A 22,996-nucleotide genomic window follows, 5' to 3' on the forward strand; every position below is an offset into this window, starting at 1 on the left:
AAGCCGGCGGTGTGGAACTGGCGGGCGCTGACGTTGACCGACAGATGGGGAATGGTGAGACCGTTGTTGAGCCAGAAACTGTACTGGGCACAGGCGGTCTTCATCACCCAATAGCCGATCTCCTGGATGAGGGTGGTCTCCTCGGCGATGGGGATGAACTCACCGGGGGGCACCATGGTGCCGTCGGCTTTCTGCCAGCGCAGCAGGGCCTCCACCCCGGACAGACTGCCGTTGTCGACCCTGTACTGGGGTTGATAATGCAGCACCAGCTCGTTGTTGCGCAGGGCATCGCGCAGCTGGTTGCTCAGGGAGAGCTTGTTCTTTTCCTTCTCTGCCATGGCCTCGCTGAAGAACACATAGTTGCCCTGGCCGGCGCGCTTGGCCATGTGCACGGCGGTGTCGGCCTGTTGCATCAGGATCAGGTGATCCCTGTCATCGCCGCAGAAGAGGCTGATCCCCACCGAGGCGCTGCAGTGCAGCTTGTGATCACCGATATCAAACGGATTGCGGAAGATGCCCATCAGCTCGCGGGCGAAATGCTCCGCCAGTATCTTGGCGGTGACATAACCCTGGCCGAGCGCCGTGAACAGCAGGGCGAACTCGTCCCCCGAGGTCCGGGCCAACACCAGGTTCTCCTGTGGCAGGGACTTGAGCCGCGCCACCACGGCCTGCAGCAGCAGATCGCCGCAGGCGTGGCCGAGGGAGTCGTTGATCGACTTGAAGTTGTCGAGATCGAGCAGCAGCAAGGCACCCCATTGTCCACTGGGGCTCTGCAAGGTGCGCTGCATGATGTCGTTCAGGCTGCGCCTGTTGTAGAGATCGCTCAGATCGTCGTAATAGGCGAGCCGCTCTATGTGGCGTGCGGCCTCCTTCTCACTGGTGATGTCGTGGAAGCTGCAGACGAAATGGCTGATCTCGCCGGCCTCATCCTTGACGCCGCTCACCATGAGCCGCACCGGGAAGAGCTGGCCAGCCTTGTGCAGGCACTGCTCCTCACCGAGCCAGTATTCCTGCTCGTTGACGGCGGCGGTGACGTCATCTTTGAGGCTGTCACCGTAGTAGGTCGGGCGCAGGGCACCGATGTGAAGGCCGATCACCTCATCCCTCTCAAAGCCGGTGATGCGGCTGAATGAGTCGTTGACCTTGAGAATGATGCCGCTGTGATCCATCACCAGCAGGCCGTCGTGGGTATTGAAGGCGACTTCGGCCAGGCGCAGGGCATCGTCATTGGCGAGGCGTTGCAGCTCGATGGCGGCCCGCTCACGCTGGCTGTCGAGGGCGTCGAGCAGAGGCATGGGATCGGCGAGTGACCCATCGAGCAGCAAGGTGAGCTGGCCCAGAGGGGCGCCACTTGGGCCATGGAGGGGAATACCGACATAGGCCCTGGCATCGAGGGCCAGCAACTTGCTGGCCTGGGGGTAGCGCAGGGGCAGGTCATCTACGTAGAGGCTCTGGCCGTGCTGGAAGATCTCCCGGCCTGGGCCCATGTCCATCCGGATGGGTCTGACGGTGGAGAAGGTCTCCCCCGACAGGACGCAGCGCGGGATGATCCAGAGATCCTGACCGCGGGGCTGAAATTCACCGATCCAACCGATGCGGGCCCCGCAACTGGCCATGGCCCAGCCGAGCAGGGCACGGCAATAGTCGTTGCCGGTCTTGCAGCTCAGCTCGTCGGCGGGCAGGGAGATGACCACTGTCTCGGCCGCCAGTGGCTCCGGTTGCCAGTGGCCCAGCAGCCGGGCGCAGTGGCGCACCAGTTGCAGCGTCTCCTCACTCGGTAGGACCGTCTCGGTATATTCGAGGCTGAGTACGCCGATGAGCTTTTCCTGCTCCAGCAAGGCGCCATCCAGGCGGGAGCAGACATTGGCATCAGCCAGATAGTAATGCTGGCTCAGCATGGGCTGATGGGCCGCCTCGGAGAAGCTCAGGGCGCCGCGGGTGCGCAGGGCGCGGATATAGCGACTATCGCCTCGAATAGCGCTCGGCGTCTCAACCCCCAGGGTGAAGACCGGGGTCAGCTGTTCGCTACCAAGGGGGCCATTGGCCTGGTAGTGCCAGAGGATGAGGCGATCGGCGCCGAGGCATTCCTTGAGGCTCTCCAGCATGGCGGCGTACTGTTGCTGGCTGGCCATCTGGCTCAGGCGCGGCAGTTGCAGCGACAGGTTGGCCGCGCTCTCCTGGCGCTGGGTCTGCAGGCAGATGAGCCAGAAAGCATCCTGTTCGTGGGAAAGGGAGATGTGCCACTGCAGATCGGCAAAGCGCAGCAGCAGCTTGCCGCCTTGGCCGCTGGCGAGCCGCTGCTCTATGGGCTGGCGCAAGGCATCCGGCAACTGGGCCGGCCAGGCGTCTCTTGGCTCATCGAGCCAGTGGAGCGGTGTCTGCATCACATCGGTCAGGGCGACCAGCCGTTGGCTGCGGGTATCCAGGCGAAAGAACAGCGGCGCCTGGCTGGCGGTCGGGAGATGACTGAGCGCGGTAGACGACATGAACGGGCACTATCCTGTTGGGCAATTATCTGCGGCCAAGAATACTGCAAAACCGGTCCAAACGAAATTTCACGCCATAGGAAGTGCGGGCGCTGTCGAGCTTGTGTCCAAAAGTCTGCCAGGGCGCTTCCTTGTCACGTCTCTCGAGGCATGAGTCTTCGGTTTGAGCGGGCTGAACCGGCGTCCAGACGGAAATCTTGTCTCTCCGCTTCTGACAAGAGCCTGAGAGGCCTCGATGGAAGCTTCTCTGGTAGTATTGCTCCTCCCATCTGGGCTCAAATCCCATCGGCACTGAGAGTGAAATCACATTTTGACACCATGACCTCGGGTCGCTGTTGCCGGCTACGGGGGCGAGGGAGTACTGTTTCTGAATCTGGTTTAAACCAATTTATAAGGGCGTGATGTCAAACACTATATATACCGTCGAAGTCGCTAAAGTAGCGCTGGATAAATGGATAGCCGATCACCGGCTGGCTGCCGGTAGCAAGCTGCCATCCGAGCGAGCATTATGTGAAGCGCTCAATGTGAAGCGGATGACGCTCAGGCAGGCATTATTGAGCCTGGAATCAGATTCAGTCATTTTTAGAAAGGATCGCCGTGGCTGGTTTATGACGCCCGCCCGCTTTATTTATAATCCAAAATCTTCGTCCAGCTTTCGCATTGCCGCCGAGGAGCAGGGACGTGTTCCCAGTTGGGGATATTTAAGCAAGGAAATCCTTGCTGAATATGAGGCGCGTTTCGCCACTATTTTTTTCGGCGAAGAGAGGAAATCCATTTATAAGATTACTGGTTGGGGCGCCCTGGACGATCACCTGGTATTTTATCATGAGACTTATATTCATCCCGAATATGCCCCCGACTTTATCGATCATATCGGCAACGACTCCTTGCAGACGCTGTGGCAAACCCGTTTCACCCAGACGGTGAGGACTCAACATCTGACCTTCAGTCCCGTCCGGATCGGTGCGGATATTTGCCGGCATCTGGGTTGTGCTCCCGGTTCGCCCGCCATTCTCGTCGAAAAGCACAGGGCCAATGAGGACGGTGTGGTGGTCCATATCGATATCGAATATTGGCGTTTTGAGTCTGTGGATTTTGTTATTCATCTGTGAGGTTGTAAATATGAACGCAAGTCAGGCCAGAAAAATCCTTGAGCGGCAGGCATCGCTGCCGCTCTATCTGCACGCATATTCTTTCCATATGAACATGCGCCTGGAGCAGATCTTGCCAGCTGATCTACTGGACATTGCTCATCAGCAGGGGCTGCGCGGGGTCAAGATCCATATCCTGGATGGAGAGAGCCGTTCCCTGAAGTACCTGAGCGACCAGGAACTGGCGGCTTTTCGCCGCAAGGCCGAGCAGCTGAGACTGGATATCAACCTGGAGATCAGCTCCTCCGCACCGGCGGAGATCGACGAGGCCGTCACCGTCGCCGAGAAGATAGGCGCCACCTCACTGCGTTTCTATCCTCGCTATGAGGGGCATCTGTCGACTGTATTGGCGCGTATCAGGGATGATTTGGCACATATTCGGCAACAGCACGGCCATCGGGAGTTGTCCTTCACCATAGAGCAGCATGAGGATCTGAAGTCAGGCGAGCTGGTGAAGCTAGTACAGGAAAGTGGCGTCGACTCCCTCTCCCTGTTATTTGATTTTGGCAACATGATCAACGCCAACGAGCAGCCTCTCGCGGCGTTGCAGATCATGGCACCCCACATCGCCCACGTGCATATCAAGGATGCCAAGATCATTCCGGAGGGGACCGGCCTCGGTCATATTGCCTGTGCGTCCGGGACCGGGGATATGCCATTTGAAGAGCTGTTGAAACAGCTGATCTGTCTGGGGGACGATACGCCGCAGGTGCTCGCCTACGGATTGGAAGAAGAAGTGGATTATTATGCACCGGCATTTCGTTTCAGCGACGAGGGCAATGATCCCTGGATCCCGTGGCGTGAAATGAGCGAGACCCCCTTGCCGGCCCCCGAACTGTTATCAGCCCGTCTGATCCAGGAAAAACAGGATGCCATTCGCCAGATAGAACATGTCAGGGCCGTCCTGAAAAAATTGGTCACTCAAGCCGAAACCATTCTGAATTAATAAAAAGCACGTTCCCTACCCATAATATAAAACAAGAGACACTATTATGCTCACCAAGAAGAGATGGGCTCTTTTCAGCCTGCTCACGCTGTGCGGCGGTACTATCTATAAATTGCCATCCCTGAAAGATGCATTTTATATCCCCATGCAGGAATACTTTAATTTAACCAATGGGCAGATAGGCAATGCCATGTCGGTCAACTCCATAGTGGCAACCATGGGTTTTTTCTTCTCTATTTATTTTGCCGATAAATTGCCGAAAAAATATACAATGGCTATTTCTCTGATAGCCACCGGTCTCCTGGGATTATATCTCTCGAGCATGCCGGGATATTGGAGCATCCTGCTGATCTGGGCCCTGTTTGGCGTGACCTGCGACATGTTGAATTGGCCGGTCCTTCTCAAGTCGGTCAGCCTGTTGGGGGACAACACCCAGCAGGGGCGGCTGTTCGGTTTCTTTGAGACCGGGCGTGGGGTGGTGGACACCGTGGTCGCCTTCTGTGCGCTGGGGGTCTTCGCCTATTTCGGCAGTGGCCTGAGCGGTTTCAGGGCCGGTATCCTTTTCTACTCCTGCATAGTGATAGTGGTGGGAATTGGCATCCTGTTCCTGATGAACGATGAGGAGAAGACCGGGGTCGCGCAGAAGGAGGCGCGTACCGGCGACCTCTCGTCGGTGCTCAAGGACAAGCTGGTGTGGCTCATCGCCCTCAACATCTTCTGCGTCTACTCCGTCTATTGCGGTCTGACCTTCTTCATCCCCTTCCTGAGCAAGATCTACGCCCTGCCGGTGGCCCTGGTCGGCGCCTATGGCATCATCAACCAGTACTGCCTGAAGATGGTGGGGGGCCCCATCGGCGGCATCATCGCAGACAAAGTGTTGAAGTCCCCCAGCCGTTATCTCTGCTACAGCTTCATGGTCAGCACCGTCATGCTCGGCCTGCTGATCGTCTTGCCCCACGAGCAGATGTCCGTCTACCTCGGCATGGCCTGCACCCTGGGCTTTGGGACCGTGGTGTTCACCCAGCGCGCTGTCTTCTTCGCCCCCATCGGCGAGGCCAGGATCAAGGAAGATCACATCGGTTCCGCCATGGCGATGGGCAGCTTCATCGGCTATGCCCCGGCCATGTTCTGCTTCAGCCTCTATGGCCACTTGCTGGATCAATACAGTGGTCTATTGGGGTATCAGATAGTGTTCGGCATCATGGCCTGCTTCGCCTTCGCCGGGACCGTCATCTCCACTATGTTGGTGCGTGAAATCAAGCGTAAGAACACTGTCACCGCGACCGAACAGATCACCGCGAGCTGAGGTTAGGAGCACGGGGCGAGCGGTCGGCTCCAAGCCACCTGAAATGAGAGAGGGGAGCCACTGGCTCCCCTCTTTTTATGTGTTCGAGCGCCCGGCGAGAGGCACTATTCGTGGCACTACTGGCCGAGTTGCTTGCGAATGTGATGCTGCAGGACCGCCAGCATGCTGGCGCCGGACAGGCCGATCATCAGGGCGCCGTTGACCGCCTCCAGCGGGCCAAGCAGCTTCCACTGTGCGCTCATGACGATGTCGCCATAGCCCAGGGTGGCAAAGTTGACCCCGGAGTGATAGATGGCCTCCTGCAGGGTGGCAAACTCCCCCAGCCACAGGAACAGGGCGCCCCAGAGCGTGATCTGCAGCAGGTTGCCCGTCAGCACTATGATGATGATGCCAAACAGGGCCAACACCCCGGCCAGCACCCCTTCCCTTTCATGGAAGTGATTGATATAGAAGCGAATACCCCCGACGGATACCAGGGATTGCAGCAGCATATTGGCCAGGATCACGGGGAGGCCGACCAGCAAAATAGATAACATATCACTCTCCTATCTGTGTTTCTGCCGCCGGTCGGCCAACGGGCCACCAGCGCTCTAGGGTCACGATGCACAACCAGCCATAACCGGCCACCAGCAGATACAGGCCACACCGCATCGCGGCCGCCAGCCAGACATCTTTGCCGGTCGCACTGTCTTCGATGGCCGGACCAAACAGGATCAGCGCCGTGATCCAGGCATTGCTCCAGAACGAGGGCGGGAAGCGGCCCGGTACCAGCCGCACCAATCGCCTGGCCAGCCAGAGGGTCATCAGGCCCAGCATCAGCACCAGCATCAGCAGGGAGGGCCAGATGCTGAGCCCCATCCAGAGTACAAAGGCCAGCAGGGCACCCATCAGGGTCGACAGCACCAGCTCCTTGCCCGCGTGTTTGGCATTGATTGAGGTGCTCTGCTGCGCGAGCGCCACCGTCTTCATCACGGCGGGAATGTAGAATGCCGGGTTGCCGAGTGCCAGCAGCCAGACCGGCAGCACTATCACCACGGCTCGCATCGCCAGCCGGGTCGGCTGCTCGGGGCGAGAGGGGGCCTTGCCCGCCACGGCGGCCGTGGGCTGAGGAGGGAACAGCCCATGGCTCAGCAGATTGACCAGGGTACCGATCAGGATCCCTACTCCCATCATCTGAGCGATGGAGATGGCCAGCGTCTGCTCGATGAGGCCCGCCACCGGGATCACGGTGATGGCCATGATGAGCAGCATGGCGGAGGCTCCCTTGCCGGCCATCGACTGTTGCATCAGCAGATAGAGCAGCAGGGCGATGAGCAGCACGGCCGCCAGGGCATAGTGGGTCAGCAGGGGGACCAGCAAGACGCCACCGACCATGATGGCCAGCAGCATGAGCCCCCCGACCAGCCCCTTGCGCAGGGCGAGCGGTTCCCCCGGGCGGCACAGCACCACCCAGGCCATGATGCAGCCAAGGTGTGGCATGGGCAGGGCCAGCCCATAGCAGATCAGAGTGGCGAGCGCGATGCCAACACCAATCCTGAGTACCGCACGATCTCCGTTATGCATAGGGCTCATCAGTACAGGAAGGAGCAGAGGCTCATCAGGCGAATGTAGAGGGCGCCCAACAGGTTCATCAGCCCGCCCTCATCCGCATAGACCAGCACGTCGGCCTGACCGCCGACCCGCAGCGCGGCAACCGGTGGCAGATCGTCTTCGGTGAAGGCGACCTTGACCGGGAAGCGTTGGGCCTGGCGCAGCCAGTCACGGTTGTTGTCCACCGTCGGCAGCGACCCCGCCGGCTGACTCTGACCATCACCTACCCCGTAGCCGATGCTGCGCACCTTGCCCTTGAAGATGCGACCGGGCAGGCTGTCGAGCAGGATGGCGACCTCATCGTCAGGCTGAATGTTGGCCAGGTTGTTCTCGGTCAGATCGGCGGAGATCCAGACGTCGTGGATGGCGATCAGGGTCATGGCCGGTGCGCCGGCACCGATGAACTGACCGACGTCGGTACTCAGGTCTGTGATGAGGCCGCTACCGGGCGCCACCACCAGGGTATTCTTCCGATCCAGCTCCGCCTTGTGTACCGCCGAGCGGGCGCTGAGCAGCTGGGAGTTGTTCTCACCGTTCACCCCAGCAGCCTCGATGGCGCGGCGCACGTCGGCCTCGGCCGCGGCTACCTGGCTCTTGGCCGTCTCGCGGGTGGCCTGGGCGACCTCGAGGCGACGGACCGAAATGGCACCCGGATCTTCCCGATAGAGGCGCTCCTGGCGGTCGGCATCCTTGGCCGCATTGTCATAGGCGGCGCGCATGGCCTGCAGGCTTGCCTCTGCGGCCTTGATGCCTTCACCGCTCGCCTTGACGCTGCTGAGCACCGTCTGGTAGTCGGAGCGCGCCTTGGCGAGGGCGATGTCGTAGGGCTCGGGATCGATCTCGAACAGGGAGGCCCCTGCCGACACGTCCTGATTGTCGCGCACATAGACCTGCTTGATCTGGCCGGATACCTCGGCGGCGACGGGGACCACAAAGGCTTGCACCCGGGCCTGGGAGCTGTAGGGGGTGAGCCGGTCGGCCAGCAGATACCAGCCGAGCAGCAGGGCGATCAAGCCCAGCAGCCCGAGAGTGGCGCGGCTGCTGGCCTGACCGGGAGAAACATTGCTGTCAGTCATTCGATGTTACCTTCTGGTGCTGGGTTTGAGGCTGAGGCCGGGTTGCGTCGAGCAGGGGAGCCCAGTCGGCGCGGGCGCGCAGCTGGGCTTCCACCTCCGGGGTCACCAGGGGGCGCGATCGTCCCTGCTCCCAGCCACCACCCAGCGCCTTGTAGAGCGTGATGAGATCGCGCATCTGGGCACCACGGCTGTTGACCAGGCGCTCCTGCTGGTTGAACAGGGCGCGTTGGGAGTCGAGTACCCGCTGGAAGTCGGCCATTCCCTCGCGGTACTGGGTGTTGGCGATGTCCAGTGAACGGCGGGCCGCCTCACCGGTCTGGGTCAGCAAGGCGAGCTCATCCTGGCCGTTGGCGTAGCCTACGGCCGCATCATCCACCTCGCGGGCGGCCTTGAACACGGTATCGCGGTAGCGTTCATGCAACTGCTGGAAGCGGGCATCCTGCACCAGGATCTGGTTGCCGAGCCGCCCCTGATCGAGCAGGTTCCAGCTTAGCGAGGGACCGACGGCCCAGGAGAAGGTGCCACTGTCGCCACCGGTAGCGCTAACTCCCAGGGTGCCGAGCAGGGTGATGGAGGGATAGAGATCGCTCTCGGCCACCCCGATCAGGGCCGACTGGGCAGCCAGTTGCCGCTCCGCGACCCGCACGTCGGGGCGGCGGCGCAGCAAGTCGGCCGGCATCTCGGCGACCAGGGCGAGCTTGCCCTGGGGGATCTGACCGGTGTTGGCGGCCATCTCGGGCAGCGGGCCCGGTGTCCTCGCGAGCAGGGTACTCAGGGCATTCTGGCTCTGGCGCAAGTTGGTTTCGAGCTGGGGTATGCCAGAGAGAGTGCCCAGATACTGGGTCTTGGCCTGTTGCACATCCAGCTCGGCGCTGTTGCCGCTCTTGAACAGCCGCTCGGTGATCTCCAGACTGCGCTGCTGGATACGGGCGTTCTCATGGGCGATTTGGAGTCTGGCCTCGACGGTTCTGATGCTCACATAGAGCTGGGCCACCTGGGCAATCATCAGCACCTGGACATCGTCATACTGGGCCAGAGTGGCGAAGTAATTGGCGTCAGCCGATTCTATGCCGCGCTGGAACTTGCCCCAGAAGTCGAGCTCCCAGCCGAGATTGAAGCCCGCGCCATAACTGCTGCCGGCACTGCTGTGGCCGTTGCGGGTCTGACCCGCCTGCAGTAACTCGGCGGTGCCTATGGTGGCCTGGGGACCGAGCAGGCTCTCGGCGATGCCGAGCTGGGCCTGGGCCTCGAGGATGCGCAGACCCGCGATCCGCACGTCCGGATTCTTCTTCAGGGCCTCTTCCACCAGGGCGCTCAGCACGGGATCCCCGAGTTGGTGCCACCACAGACGATAGTCGGCGGCTGCGGTCGTTTTCTGACTCTCGCTGGCGCTGTGCCAGTCAGTAATCTCCTTGACTTGGGGTGTCTGGTAGTCGGGGCCGAGCACGGTACAGGCGCTGAGCAACAGGCATGCGCCCCCTGTGAACAGGGGGCGCATAGAGGGAAGAGCGATGACCATGGGGTTATTTTTCCGCAGTGGCCAGGCCTTCGTTGACCCAGGCCATGAAGATGCGATAGCCGATGGAGAGCATGGTGGCACCGATAAACATACCGAGGATGCCGCTGGTTGCCATGCCGCCAAGGGCGCCAAGCAGCACCACCGGCATGGGGGCATCGACCCCGCGCCCCAGCAGCAGCGGCTTGAGCACGTTGTCTGCCATGCCGGCAATGACCAGCAGCACCGAGTAGATGATGTTGACCAGGGTGCCGTGATCCCCTGCCATCCACATGTAGGCGATGATGGGACCGGTGACCAGAATGACGGGGACCTGGGCGATGCCGAGGATGAGGGCCAGGATGAAGAAGATGCCCACGGCCGGGATCCCCGCCAGCGACATGACGATGCCGGCCAGCAAGGCCTGGATGAAGGCCACGCCGATCACCCCTTGCGCCACCGCCCGTATGGTGCTGGTGCACAGCTTGGTCAGGGCGTTGCCCTTGCGCTCATCGGTGATGCGAATGGCGATGCGGTTGGCACTCACTGCGCCCGGGGCACCCCAGGCCATCATGATCCCCGCCACGATGAAGGAGGCGACGAAGCCCAGCAAGCCACCGCCCATGCTGGCCAGCATGCCGACGACCTGCTTGGCAAGATCCCCCAACTGCGGCTTGTAGCTGATGATGAGGCTTGGCAAGTCAACCGAGGCTTTCAGCCAGATGGCGTGCAGCTTGGCACCCACCAGCGGAATGTTGGCGATGTCGGCGGACGGGGCCGGGATCACCAGAGTGTTGTTGTCCACCTTGTCGACCAGGGTGCTGACGCTGTCACCCAGCGAGCTGACCATGGCAACCGTGGGAGCCACGATCAAGAGTATTCCCAGCAATACCAGCAGGGTCGATGCCTTGCCCTGTTTCCCGCCAAGGCGCGCGGCGAAGCGCTGGTGGAGGGGATAGAGGGTAACCGCCAGGATCAGGGCCCACAGCATCATGTTCATGAAGGGGGAGAACACGGTGAAGCAGAAAGATCCCAAGGCCAGGATAAGACCAAACTTGATGAACATATCCAGGAATCTGGCAACCAGTCTTTTTTCGACTACGGCAAGATCATTAATTTCCATTCTGGTATCACTCCAACAGGTGATGAGCGCACAACAATTCTGGCCCGACAAAAGCCGAGCCAGCAAGTAAAGGTTGCGCAGTAATAAATGAACTTGAGTTCAAACATTGAGGGTGCGCCTTGGTATTGCACCATGCCTTCTTTTCATTGATGGCACAGACGTCAAGTTTTTAAAAAATGACTTAACCGTTTGATATTAGGTTGATTGGTGCAACAGTTCCAGTGGGGCTAGAGAATAAAGAGTCCTCGCATACCACACAAGTGAACTGTTGTTCCCAGTTTAGCTTGGGTTCAGAAAACGGGGGATAAAGGTATATATAAAATAGTTATCCATTAATAAGCCTCGAATGGGTTACGCCAATATCACTCTTATGGGTAGATATATGTGCTGAAATATACCTCTTGCACGACATTATCCCTGTCATGGATGTGTATTCATGGGAAACCCTATATTCTATTGGCTCCTGAGCTGCGTCAGCGGCGACTCCACCCGGGATGAAACTTATGCGCCTTTTCGAGCCCAAACCCCTGCCTCGTGCCTCCTATGCCTGCCGTCCTTGGTCAGCCCTGTTGCTGACTGCTGTGCTGCTCGCCGGTTGCGGCCCAGAGCCCGCGACTGAGGCCAGTCCGCCGTCTGCGGCGCAGCAAGAGAGCGGCGCCCCGAGCGAGATCAGTCAGGCCAGTGCTCGCCAATACCGGGATGCACCGGCGCTGGCGCTGGTCTTCTCGGCCCCGCTCTCACCGCGCAGCAGCTGGCAGCGCTGGCTCGCCGTGAGCGAGGGGGGCAAGCAGGTGCAGGGAGACTGGGTCCTGGCCGAGGATGGCCGCACTCTTTACTTCCCGCAGGTTGCCCCCGACAAAAGCTACGAGGTGACCCTCAAGGCGGGGCTGGGGCCCGCCCCCCAGAGTTGGACCATCAAGACCCGGCCGTTGGTGGCGGGGGCCTCTTTCACCGCCAGCGGCATGGTGTTGCCGCTGCGTCAGGAGCTGCGCCTGCCCATCAGCGCGGTCAACGTGGACGAGGTCAATATCGACTTCTTCCGCATCGAGGCCGACTATCTGCCGCGCTTTCTGGCGGAATACAAGCCGGGGGCGGGCATGGGCAACTGGGATCTGGAGCAGGTCAGTGCGCGGGCCAAACGGGTGTTCAGCGGCCGCTACGCCCTGGCGCTCGATCCGAACCGCCGCGAGACCCGTCTCATCAACGTGAAGGAGCCGCAACTGGCGGAGGCCGGGGTCTATTTCGCGGTGATGTCCCCCCTTGGCAACTACAACTGGCGCAAGGAGACCACCTACTTCGCGGTGAGCGACATGGGGCTCAGTGCCCGTCGCTACCCGGATCAGCTGGAGGTGTTCGTCAGCTCCCTGGCCAGCGCCGCCCCCCTCAAGGATGTGCAGCTCTCCCTGCTCGATGAGAAGGGTAACCGGCTGCAGGTGCACACCACGGACGTCCAGGGTCATCGCCGCTTCGAGCAGATCCAGGGGGCCCGCCTGTTGCTGGCCGAGCAGGGCAAGCACCTGGCCGTGCTGCGCCTCGACGGCGCTGCGCTGGATCTCTCCTCCTTCGATCTGGGCACCCAGCCCTGGCAGGCCCAGCAGCTCTATCTGTTCAGCGGCCGGGATCTCTATCGTCCCGGCGAGCGGCTCGACAGCGAGATCCTGCTCAAGGGGCAGGATGGCCAGTTGCTGCCGGGCATGGCGGTGGAGCTGGAGATCAAGCAACCGGACGGCCAGCTGCTCGAGCAGCGGCGACTGCTGCCAGATAGCCTCGGCGCCGCGCACTATGGCGTGCGCCTGCCGGACGATGCCCCGCTTGGGCGCTGGAACATCATCCTCAAGACCGCCGCCGGTAGCCGCTTCGAGTGGCCCTTCCTGGTGGAGGAGTTTCTGCCGGAGCGGTTGAAGCTCCAGCTGGGCAAGGGGCCGGATGGGGAGCTGCTGAGCGACACCGATGCGCTGACGCTGCCTCTTAAAGGAGATTATCTCTATGGCGCCCCTGCCAGCGGCACCAAGGCCAAGGCGGAGGTGAAGATAAGTCGCGCCCTCATGCCCTTCACCCAGTGGCAGGAGTTCACCCTGGGGGATGTGCGGCTCATCGAACAGGTCAAGGAGCTGGAGCCCGTCAGCCTGACCCTGGATGAGCAAGGGCAGGGGCGTGTTGCCCTCGCGGATCAGCTGGAGGACCTCAAGGCTCTGGGGCCACTCGAAGTGAATTATCGGGTGTCGCTGTCCGAACCCGGTGGCCGGGCGGTCAATCGCAGTCGCACCCAGTTCGGTTGGCCTGCGGGGAGCCAGTGGCCGGCCCTCAAGGCTGACTTCGTGGCCGACAGAGTGGAGGGAGGCCGGCCGCTGCCGTTCCAGATCCTCAACCTGGATGAGCAGGGGCAACCGGTGGCGGGAGAGGTGAAGGTGCGCCTCATCAACGAATACCGGGACTACTACTGGCACTACGCGGGCGGGGAGGGCTGGAAGTATGAATACAATCCCCAGCCCTATCTGGAGCAGGAGCAGACTCTGCAGCTCGATGGCAAGGGGCCGACGGCCTTGAGCCTGCCGCTCTCGGCGGGCTGGTATCGTCTCGAGGTGGAGAACAGTCAGGGCCACCAATCCAGCCTGAGAGTTGAGATTGGCAGCTATGCCTGGGGCGGCGGTGGCGAGCAGGCGCGCCCGGACAAGATCGCCATCAGCCTCGACAAGCGTGCCTATCAGGCTGGTGACAAGGCCAGGGTGACCCTGGTGGCCCCTCGTCCCGGCAAGGGACTGCTGCTGGTGGAAGATGGCGGCGGCCTGCGCTGGTGGCAGCGCATCGAGCTGAAGGAGGGGCGCGGCGAGTTCGAGATCCCGGTCAGTCCCGACTGGCTGCGCCACGACTTGCATATCTCGGCCCAGATAGCGGCTCCCGATAGCGAGTCGGTGGCCATGGGCAGCCAGGGCGCCGGCAGCAAGCAGGTGCAGGGCCTGCGCTCGGTCGGGCTGGTGCCGCTGGTGCTCGATCGGGAGGCGCGTCGGCTGCCGCTCAGTCTGAGTGCCCCGGACAAGGCGGTGCCGCTCACCCGGCTCGAGGTGGCGGTCAGCGCGACCCCGAACAGCCGGGGCCGGGTGGTGCTGGCGGCGGTGGACAGAGGAGTGCTCAATATCAGCGATTACCAGCCCTTGGATCCCTTCGAGATCTTCTTTGGTCGCAAGCGCTTCGCCCAGGACCTGTTCGATAACTATGGCCAGGTGATCCCGCCCCAGGATGGCAAGCTGGCCCGCCTCAACTACGGCGGCGACGCGCCGACCCTCAAGAAGGGCGGGGCACTGGAGAGCCGGGTCGAGGTCGCCGCGCTCTGGAGCGGTGAGGTGAGCTTTGATGAGAACGGCAAGGCGGTCATACCGCTGGACTTGCCGAACTTCAACGGCGAGCTGGCGCTGATGGCGCTGGCTTGGAATGAGCAGCAAGTGGGTCAGGCCGAGCGGGCCATCAAGGTGGTGTCGCCCCTGGTGGCCGAGATAGGCTGGCCACGCTTCGGTGCGCGCGGGGATGAGACCCGTGCCCTGGTGCAACTGCGCAACATGAGCGGCGAGGATCAGACCCTGTCGCTGGCCTGGACCCTGAGTGGTGGCCTGCAGGCGGGCGCCGAGCTGCCAACCACGCTGGCGTTGAAGCAGGGCGAGGAGCATTGGCTCACTCTGCCGCTGCATGTCAGCGGGGCGAGCGGGGTAGCCAGCCTGCAACTGGCGGCCAGCGGCAAAGGCTTTGCGGTGAACCGCGAATGGTCACTGCCCCTGCGCTCCCCCTGGCCGGCCGAGACTCGTCAGCGTTATCAGATGCTGGCGCCAAACCAGCAGATGAACTTCGCCCCGGGCGAGTTGGCGGGGTTGGATCCTGCCAACCTGCAGGGGCTGCTCAGCCTCTCCGGCACGCCCCCCTGGGATCCGGCGGCCCAGTGGCAGGCCCTGGCCCAGTACCCTTATGCCTGCCTGGAGCAGACCCTGTCCCGTGCCTGGCCTTATCAGCTCAGCACGGCCGCCGAGCGCGAGGCCTGGTCCAAGGATCTGCCCGGGCCGGCCAAGGGGATGAGTGAGGCCGAGGTGCAGCGGGCCCTGCTGCAGCGCCTGCAACGGCTGCAACTGCCGAGCGGCGGCTTCGGTCTGTGGGATGGGCGCTCCGACGAGGAGCAGTGGCTCACCGCCTACGCCGCCGATTATCTGCTGACCCGAAAGGAAGCCGGGGAAGCCGTGCCCGAGGCCATGCTGAGCCAGGCGCTGGGTCGCCTGCAGAGTTATCTCACCGATGGCCAGTACGGCGAGCGCTGGAGCAGTGCCCCCGAGCACAGCCGGCTGGCCTATCAGGCCTACAGCGCCTTCGTGCTGGCACGGGTGGGCAAGGCGCCGCTCTCTACCCTACGGCTCATCTGGGAGCAGCAGGCGGATCATGCCCGCTCCGGTCTGCCGTTGCTGCACCTCTCCCTGGCCCTGTCGGCCATGGGGGACGAGCAGAACGGTGCCCTGGCCCTCGGCCGGGCGCTGGCGACCCCGCGCGGGGAGGATTATCTCGCGGATTACGGCTCGCCGCTGCGGGACGGAGCGCTCGAGCTCGCCTTGCTGCGCCAGTACAAGCTGGCGCAGGCGAGCTGGCCTGACTTGAGCGCCAAGCTGGCCGACACCTTGGCCCATCGCCAGTGGCTCAGCACCCAGGAGCGGCTCGCCCTGCTGCGCCTGGCTCAGGTCGACCCCGCCGTCGACTGGCAGGCCAGGGTGGAGAGCGCGAGCGGCGAGCAGCCCCTCGCCGGTCAGATGAGTCGGCAGCTGGGTGCCCCGGATGCGCTGACCGTCACCGGCGTCGACAATCAGGGCGAGGGCTCCCTCTATGTGCAGCGCACCCTGATAGGCTACCCGACACAGGCACCCACCCGCATCAGCCAGGGCATGAGCGTGACTCGCAGCTGGTTCAATGCCGATGGCCAGCGTTTCGATCCCGCCAAGGCACGGGTCGGCGATCTCGTTGTGGTGCGGCTCAACGTGGCGAGCGAACAGGCGGTGCCCGACGCCCTGCTGGTGGAGATGCTGCCGGCGGGCTTCGAGCTGGAGAACCCGGCCCTTGGCAACAGCATCAAGCTGGAGGAGCTGAAGATTGAAGGCAAGCCGGCCTGGCAGAGCGACTGGAACGACTACCTCAAGCATCAGGAGTTCCGGGACGATCGCTACACGGCGGCGCTGGATCTGAGCGCGGGGGGCAATCAGCAACTGGTCTACCTGATGCGGGCGGTGACGCCGGGTCGCTATCAGGTGCCGCCAACCCAGGTGGAGGATATGTATCGCCCCGAGCTTAGGGCGGTGGGGCAGGATATTCACGAGGTGATCATCTCTGAATAAGTCGTCCTTGTCGGACCCCTCACGTCCGGCCAGCTACTTGGCGCTATGCCGGGCAGGCGCTCGCAAGCTAGGGTCCACCTGGCGGAGGTGGCCACGTTGGCTGCGCCTGACGGGGTTGCTATTGGCTGGCATTCCCCTGTTATTGCTGGTGCTGGATCGGGCCTTCCCGCCACCGCCGCTGGATCCCGCCTATGCCCGGGTGGTGCTGGATATGAGGGGCAAGCCGCTGCGGGCCTTCGCCGACACCAGCGGGGTCTGGCGCTATCCGGTCACCCTGGAGCAGGTCTCCCCTCGCTACATAGAGGCGCTGCTCGGCTACGAGGATCGCCACTTCTGGCAACACCCCGGGGTCAACCCGCTGGCCATGGCGCGCGGCGTCTGGCAGTGGCTACGTTATGGCCGAGCCGTCTCAGGCGGCTCGACCCTCACCATGCAGGTGGCGCGTCTCATCGAACCCTACCAGCGATCCATTCCGGGCAAGCTGCGCCAGATGGCGCGGGCGCTGCAGTTGGAGTGGCACTATGACAAGCGCACCCTGCTCACCGTCTACCTCAACCGGGCGCCCTTTGGTGGCAATCTGGAGGGGGTACAGGCGGCGAGCTTCGCCTATCTCGGCAAGAGTGCGGCCAAGCTCACCCATGCGGAGGCGGCCCTGCTGGCGGTGCTGCCCCAGGCCCCCAGCCGTTACCGGCCGGACAGGCACCCCGAACGGGCCCGTGCCGCCCGGGACAAGGTGATGCAGCGCCTGGTCAGGCAGGGGGCCTGGCCCGCATCGGTCTGGGAGCAGGGGCGCATCGAACCGGTACTGGCCCGAGGACACTTCACCCCCATGGAGGCGCCGCTGTTTGCCCGCCTCGTCGCCGACAGCCAGCCGGGGGCCCTGGTGCACACCACCATAGACGGGGATCTGCAACGCTGGCTGGAGGCGCGGGTGGCGAGCTATATCCGCCGCTTCCCGGAGCAGACCTCCGCCGCCCTGCTGCTGGTAGACAACCAGACCATGGCGGTGCGCGCCTATGTGGGCAGCGCCGAGTATGGCAACCTGCGGCGCCACGGCTACCTCGACATGGTGCAGGCGATCCGCTCCCCCGGCTCCACCCTCAAGCCGTTCATCTATGGCCTGGCGCTGGATGCCGGGCTGGTGCATTCGGCCTCCCTGCTCTCCGATGCCCCTCGCCTCGGCGCTGACTATCGCCCCGCGAACTTCAGCGGTGCCTTTCAGGGACCCGTGACCCTGACCCAGGCGTTGCAGCAGTCCCTCAATGTGCCGGCGGTGCAGGTGTTGGAGGCGCTGGGACCCGATACCCTGGTCAACCGGTTGGACAATGCTGGCGTCAGGTTGGCGCTGTCCGATAAACCCAATCCCGCCATTGCGCTGGGGGCCGCAGGCATTCGGCTGGAGCAGTTGGTGGCGCTCTACAGTGCGCTCACCCGCCAGGGGCAGGTGGCGATGCCGGTCTGGCTCGCGGGGCAGCAGGCGGTGTCTCGGCCCTTGCTGAGCCCGGGGGCAGCCTGGATTGTCTGGCACATGCTGAGCACTCAGGGGAGGGCGGATCAGCCCTTCGACAGCGAAGCGACCGGGCGGGTTAACCGGCTGGCCTGGAAGACCGGCACCAGCTATGGCTACCGCGACAGCTGGGCGCTCGGGGTCTCGGGTCGCTGGACTCTGGGGGTCTGGCTCGGCCGGCCCGATGGCACCCCCTTGCCCGGCTTCTACGGCCAGAGTGCGGCGGTGCCGCTGCTGCTCTCGGTGTATTCTCGCCTCGGCGATAACAGCCCCTTGCCGGCGCAGCCCAATACGGTGAGCGAGGCCGACATCTGCTGGCCACTGGGGCGGCGGGCGAGCGTCACCCTGCCAGGTACCTGCCAACAGCATCAGAACGCCTGGCTGCTGGATGAGCGGGATCCACCGACCCTGCCTGATCCCATGGACTGGCCCTCGCCGTTGCGCAAGGTGGCGCTGACGGCGCAGGGCAAACCGACCCTGGCGCGCTGTCTCGAGGCCAGCGGCTCTGCCTGGCGGGCCTTGTGGCCGCTGGCGCTCGAGCCCTGGCGTGCCCCCGCCGAGCGGCGCGGGGCCCTGCTCGCCAGTGGTTGCGAGGGGGAGGGACGTGGGGCAGATTTGCAGGCGCCCATCCGCATCGTGGCGCTGGGGGAGGGCAACCTCATCCGCAGCCAGCGTTACCGCCTGCAACCCAGGGTGCTGGGCGGGATCGGCAAGCCGTTCTGGTTTCTCAACGGTCAGCGCTTGCGCTGGGACGGGGATCAGGTACTCAGCGAGGCGGGTCTTTACCAGCTGGTGGTGGTCGATGAGGCGGGCAACAGCGATCGCATAGAGTTTCGACTGGAAAACCCTCCTGAGCAGGAGGGGGTTCGGTTTTAGCCCACAATAATGCGACAAAATATTGACGATTGTCCATGTCAGGAGCCTATGGATGGCGAAAGGTGTCGAGCCCTAAGCCGTTTACGGCTTGACCTGCCCCAGGCGAGTGAAGAAGTGCTGGCTCTTGCGCTGATGGAAGTGGCTCTTCTTGATGGGATGGAAGATGAGCGTCGTGTCCGGGTGGCTCGCCTTGAGCCGGTGGATCATCGCCATGGCGGGTAAGCCAGTACTGACGAGCGTGGTGAGCGGCAGACTTTGGGTCTCTGCCCCGAGCAGCAGGTTGAGCCCTTGCTGGCCCTGCTCGAAGCGAGTCAATACGGCGGGGTCGGCATAGCCGCTACCCAGCATGGTGAGCAAGGCATCGAGGGCCTGATGAAAAGCCGCCAGCTGCTGACGAAAACCGCTGCGGGCCCGCAGGGCGATCAGCTCCTCGAAGGGGATGGCGGCGAGGTGAGTGGGCACTCGCAGCGGGATCTCGAGGTGGAAGCAATCCTGACCGCCTCTGTTGTGGTAACGGGATTCGAGCAGGTGCAGCAACCGGTCCAGATAGTCGTGATCGGTGATGAGAGCTCCCTCATTGGCGAGCGCCCACTCACGGGCGAGACGCATGGAGAGCAGATTCGCGAAGCGCCGCGCCATCCTGATCCCCCCCTCGTCCTGGCTGGCAAAGCCGGTGGCGAGACAATAGCCGTGCAGCCGTTCGAGGCCGTCCTGAGCCGGGCAGAAACAGTCGTGATTGCTGGCCTGACGCCAGCGACCGATGAGTTCCTTGTTGCCAAACACCTTGTGGCGGACGAAGTCGGGAGCGATAAGGCCGGCGATCTGATTTTCTATTTGGGGGCTGATGGCAGCAAAGAAGTCGGCATCGGGCCGCTCGGCCAGCAGATCGGTCTGCTGGCGCAGGGTTTCCAGCAGGGCGGTCAGGCCGCTCTTCTCGCTGACAGTAAAGACGAAGGCGAGCCGCTCCAGGTAGATCAGGGCAAACTTGAGCCAGAGTTCATCCCGCACTTCCATGCCGGGGTAGTAGATATAGGTCTTCATCGAATCGATCTGTTATCAAGACTGTTGCCAAGTCGCAGGCTGGGGAATATACGCAAGATCGCCGTCTGGCGGCAAACATTGCGTGGGGAATTGTGTGGGGGAATGTGAGCGGGCGCTCAGCCAGTAGGCGCTGGCCCTAAACTTCTGATATAATTCGCGCCCTTAAATCGAGGCCACCCGAGTCATCATCATGAAGTTCATTATCAAGCTGTTCCCGGAAATCACCATCAAGAGCAAGTCAGTGCGTCAGCGCTTCACCAAGATGCTGCAGGGCAACATCCGCAACGTGTTGCGCCGCTTTGACGAAGATGCCCGCGTGCGGATGGACTGGGACAAGCTGATCGTGAGCTCGCGCAACGACCAGTTCCACGCCCAGTATCTGGAGACCCTGGCCTGCATTCCCGGCATCCAGTATTTCCTGGAAGTGAAGCTGAGCAACTTCACCGACCTGCACGATATCTTCGAGCAGACTCGCGCCGTCTGGGGAGATCGCCTTAAGGGCAAGACCTTCTGCGTGCGTGCCCGCCGGGTCGGCAAGCACGACTTCAGCTCCCTGGAGCTGGAGCGCTACGTGGGGGGTGGCCTGAACCAGCATTGCGAAACCGCCGGTGTGCGCCTGAAAAAACCCGATATCCAGGTCAACCTGGAAGTGGAAAACGATGAGCTCTACATCATCAGCGCCGTGCACCACGGCATGGGCGGCTTCCCCATGGCGACCCAGGAAGATGTGCTGAGCCTGATCTCTGGCGGCTTCGACTCCGGCGTGGCCTCCTATCAGTTCATCAAGCGCGGCTGCCGGGTGCACTACTGCTTCTTCAATCTGGGGGGGGCCGCCCACGAGATCGGCGTGAAGCAGGTGGCCTACTACCTGTGGAGCAAGTTTGGCGCCTCCCACAAGGTGCGTTTCACCGCCATCGACTTCGAACCAGTGGTGGCCGAGATCCTCGAGAAGATCGACAACGGCCAGATGGGCGTGGTGCTCAAGCGCATGATGATGCGTGCCGCCGGCCAGGTGGCAGAGACCTTCCAGATCCCGGCGCTGGTGACCGGCGAATGCGTGGGGCAGGTCTCCAGCCAGACCCTCACCAACCTCAACGTCATCGATCGGGTGACCGACAAGGTGATCCTGCGCCCCCTCATCACCTGGGACAAGCCGGACATCATCAGCGAGGCGCGCCGCATCGGTACCCTGGAGTTCGCCGAGACCATGCCGGAATATTGCGGTGTCATCTCCAAGAAGCCGACCATCAAGGCCGTGCTGTCCAACATCGAGGCGGAAGAGGGCAACTTCGACTTCGCCATCCTGGACAAGGTGGTGAGTGAAGCCCGCTATCTCGATATCCGCCGCATCGGCGAGGAGACCTCCGCCCAGGTGCAGGAGGTCGAGACGACAGAAGTGCTGGCCGCCGATGAGATCGTGCTGGATATCCGATCCAGCGATGAGCGCGACGAGAAGCCGCTGGTGATGGAGGGGCGTGAAGTGCTGCACATCCCCTTCTTCAAACTGGCAACTAGCTTTGGGGATCTGCCCAAGGAGCAGACCTACCTGCTGTACTGCGATCGCGGCGTGATGAGCAAGCTGCAGGCGCTCTATCTGAAAGAGCAGGGCTTTGACAACGTGAAGGTGTATCGCCCGTAACCCACGCGCCTTCGATAAAAAAATCCGGCCATTGTGCCGGATTTTTTTATTTCACCTCGGGAGTCAGCCCAGGCTGATCCCTATCTCTTCTGCCATGGGGTCAGGGGCAAGGCACGGGGGTAAAGGTCTCCTGGCCCTGGCAGCGCCAGCCCATCTCGGCCTGACGCATCTGCCACAGGTTGTCACTGCGAAACAGCGTCAGGATATAGATCATGTCGCTCTTGCGGCCATCGAGGGCCACAGAGAGTACCAGATCGTTATCCAGTTGCTGGGCGTGGATGCGACTGGGCACGTCTTCGTGGCCCACGAAGCGGCGCGCCACTTCGCGGTAGTCGTTGACCCAACTCTGCTGGCTGCTGCTCGCCAGGCGGATCTGCTGGTTGAACTGTTGCACCGGAGTCGATGCCAGGCGTCCGAACAGGGCCTGTGCGCCGGCGTGAGCCGCCGCAACCGTCATCAGTAGGAGAGTGGTAATGAGCCCAAGTTTTTGCATGAGGTAGTCCGGCTTAAAACGACCACTCTATGACAACAGAAAAGCGTACTTGGTTCAATGTTACCCCTCCCGGGATGGGATCCAGTCCATTCAGAGCCGGTTCAGTGTCGCTGCAGCGAGAAGCTCGGCAGCGATAGATGCCAGTAGATGGCCGCCACCCGCAGGCCAAACACCCCCAGCATGCTGATCAGCATGGCGACGACCTTATCCACATGGCACTCCAGCGCCAGGGTATAGAGGATCCCCCCCAGAATGCAGGCGGTGGCGTAGATCTCCTTTTGCAGCACCATAGGCACTTCACGGGCCAGCACGTCACGGATCATGCCGCCGGCGACGCCGGTCATGGTGCCCATGATCACCGCAATCAGGCCCGGCGTGCCGAAGTTGAGCGCCTTTTGCGCCCCGATCACGGTAAACAGGGCCAAGCCGAAAGCATCCGCCACCGGCAGCACGTACCAGGGCATGCGTCTGGGCAGCTTGACCATCCACATGCCGATCAGTGCGGTGGCGATGATCACCCAGATATAGAGGGGATCCCGTACCCAGAACACCGGGGTGGCGCCCAGGATCATGTCGCGGATGGTGCCCCCGCCGATGGCGGTCACCGCGGCCAGCACCATGACACCGAAGCCGTCCATCCGCAGCCGACCGGCGACCAGCACGCCGGAGAATGCGAAGACCGCAGTACCAAACATGTCGCTGATGTAAACAATTTGCTCAACCAGTGTCTGCATGGAGAACAACTCACGTCCGATAAATGGTGGGGCGGCGATTTTAGGGGCAAGGGGCGCCGGTGAGCAATCCTGACGTGCAAAAGTGGGAGCCAGAGCCGGTTTCCTTGGCGCCAGTCGTCGGGGGAGGCGGGCGAGAGCGGCGCTCCCTGCACATTGGCAGTAGCAAAGAGGGAGCC

The 22,996-nt window shown here is 62.5% G+C and carries 15 protein-coding genes; 6 read left to right on the forward strand and 9 right to left on the reverse strand.

Annotated features, from left to right (window positions below):
• A partial coding sequence (locus LG30_RS0115120) for a sensor domain-containing phosphodiesterase (protein ID WP_033131588.1) occupies positions 1-2,486 on the reverse strand: 2,486 nt, incomplete at its 3' end.
• 401 nt (positions 2,487-2,887) lie between these two features.
• On the opposite strand from LG30_RS0115120, the gene LG30_RS0115125 reads away from it, so the two are divergent.
• The 3 genes from LG30_RS0115125 to LG30_RS0115135 all read left to right on the forward strand — a co-directional run bounded on the left by LG30_RS0115125 (position 2,888) and on the right by LG30_RS0115135 (position 5,889).
• On the forward strand, positions 2,888-3,598 hold the full coding sequence (locus tag LG30_RS0115125; RefSeq protein WP_033131532.1) for a UTRA domain-containing protein: 711 nt from the start codon (positions 2,888-2,890) through the stop codon (positions 3,596-3,598).
• Positions 3,567-4,583 (forward strand): sugar phosphate isomerase/epimerase family protein, encoded by a 1,017-nt coding sequence (locus tag LG30_RS0115130; RefSeq protein ID WP_202963163.1) that lies wholly within the window; start codon positions 3,567-3,569, stop codon positions 4,581-4,583. The genes LG30_RS0115125 and LG30_RS0115130 overlap by 32 nt, the downstream gene beginning before the upstream one ends.
• Before the next feature lie 145 nt (positions 4,584-4,728).
• A complete protein-coding gene (locus tag LG30_RS0115135; protein ID WP_274518505.1) occupies positions 4,729-5,889 on the forward strand; it encodes an MFS transporter in 1,161 nt (386 codons plus the stop codon).
• 116 nt (positions 5,890-6,005) lie between these two features.
• On the opposite strand, the gene LG30_RS0115140 is transcribed toward LG30_RS0115135, so the two are convergent.
• The 5 genes from LG30_RS0115140 to LG30_RS0115160 are packed head-to-tail and all read right to left on the reverse strand — an operon-like array spanning position 6,006 to position 11,116.
• Positions 6,006-6,425, reverse strand: a complete 420-nt coding sequence (locus LG30_RS0115140) for an ion channel (RefSeq protein ID WP_033131535.1) — start codon at positions 6,423-6,425, stop codon at positions 6,006-6,008.
• Between the two features lies 1 nt (position 6,426).
• Entirely contained in the window at positions 6,427-7,452 is a 1,026-nt protein-coding gene (locus LG30_RS0115145) for a DUF2955 domain-containing protein (RefSeq protein ID WP_033131536.1), read from the reverse strand.
• 8 nt (positions 7,453-7,460) lie between these two features.
• Positions 7,461-8,555, reverse strand: a complete 1,095-nt coding sequence (locus tag LG30_RS0115150; protein WP_033131537.1) for an HlyD family secretion protein — start codon at positions 8,553-8,555, stop codon at positions 7,461-7,463.
• Positions 8,548-10,074 (reverse strand): efflux transporter outer membrane subunit, encoded by a 1,527-nt coding sequence (locus LG30_RS0115155; RefSeq protein ID WP_033131538.1) that lies wholly within the window; start codon positions 10,072-10,074, stop codon positions 8,548-8,550. The genes LG30_RS0115150 and LG30_RS0115155 overlap by 8 nt, the downstream gene beginning before the upstream one ends.
• A gap of 4 nt (positions 10,075-10,078) precedes the next feature.
• Positions 10,079-11,116 (reverse strand): AI-2E family transporter, encoded by a 1,038-nt coding sequence (locus LG30_RS0115160; protein WP_238566442.1) that lies wholly within the window; start codon positions 11,114-11,116, stop codon positions 10,079-10,081.
• Positions 11,117-11,676: 560 nt separating this feature from the next.
• Between LG30_RS0115160 and LG30_RS0115165 the strand changes: the two genes are divergently transcribed.
• The gene (locus tag LG30_RS0115165; RefSeq protein WP_033131540.1) at positions 11,677-16,530 is read left to right on the forward strand and encodes an alpha-2-macroglobulin family protein; all 4,854 of its coding nucleotides are present in this window, start codon (positions 11,677-11,679) and stop codon (positions 16,528-16,530) included.
• 7 nt (positions 16,531-16,537) lie between these two features.
• A complete protein-coding gene (pbpC, locus tag LG30_RS0115170; RefSeq protein ID WP_081966212.1) occupies positions 16,538-18,913 on the forward strand; it encodes a penicillin-binding protein 1C in 2,376 nt (791 codons plus the stop codon).
• Between the two features lie 81 nt (positions 18,914-18,994).
• Here the strand turns inward: pbpC and LG30_RS0115175 are convergent, their stop codons facing one another.
• On the reverse strand, positions 18,995-19,954 hold the full coding sequence (locus tag LG30_RS0115175; RefSeq protein WP_033131542.1) for a hypothetical protein: 960 nt from the start codon (positions 19,952-19,954) through the stop codon (positions 18,995-18,997).
• Positions 19,955-20,144: 190 nt separating this feature from the next.
• Between LG30_RS0115175 and thiI the strand changes: the two genes are divergently transcribed.
• On the forward strand, positions 20,145-21,593 hold the full coding sequence (gene thiI / locus LG30_RS0115180) for a tRNA uracil 4-sulfurtransferase ThiI (protein ID WP_033131543.1): 1,449 nt from the start codon (positions 20,145-20,147) through the stop codon (positions 21,591-21,593).
• A 100-nt stretch (positions 21,594-21,693) separates the two neighbouring features.
• Here the strand turns inward: thiI and LG30_RS0115185 are convergent, their stop codons facing one another.
• Together LG30_RS0115185 and LG30_RS0115190 are read right to left on the reverse strand one after the other, a co-directional pair.
• On the reverse strand, positions 21,694-22,086 hold the full coding sequence (locus LG30_RS0115185) for a hypothetical protein (protein WP_033131544.1): 393 nt from the start codon (positions 22,084-22,086) through the stop codon (positions 21,694-21,696).
• A gap of 101 nt (positions 22,087-22,187) precedes the next feature.
• Positions 22,188-22,820, reverse strand: coding sequence for a trimeric intracellular cation channel family protein (locus LG30_RS0115190; protein WP_033131545.1), 633 nt, complete (start codon positions 22,818-22,820; stop codon positions 22,188-22,190).
• Positions 22,821-22,996: the final 176 nt, after the last annotated feature.

This window comes from Aeromonas aquatica (assembly GCF_000764655.1).
GTDB lineage: Bacteria > Pseudomonadota > Gammaproteobacteria > Enterobacterales > Aeromonadaceae > Aeromonas > Aeromonas aquatica.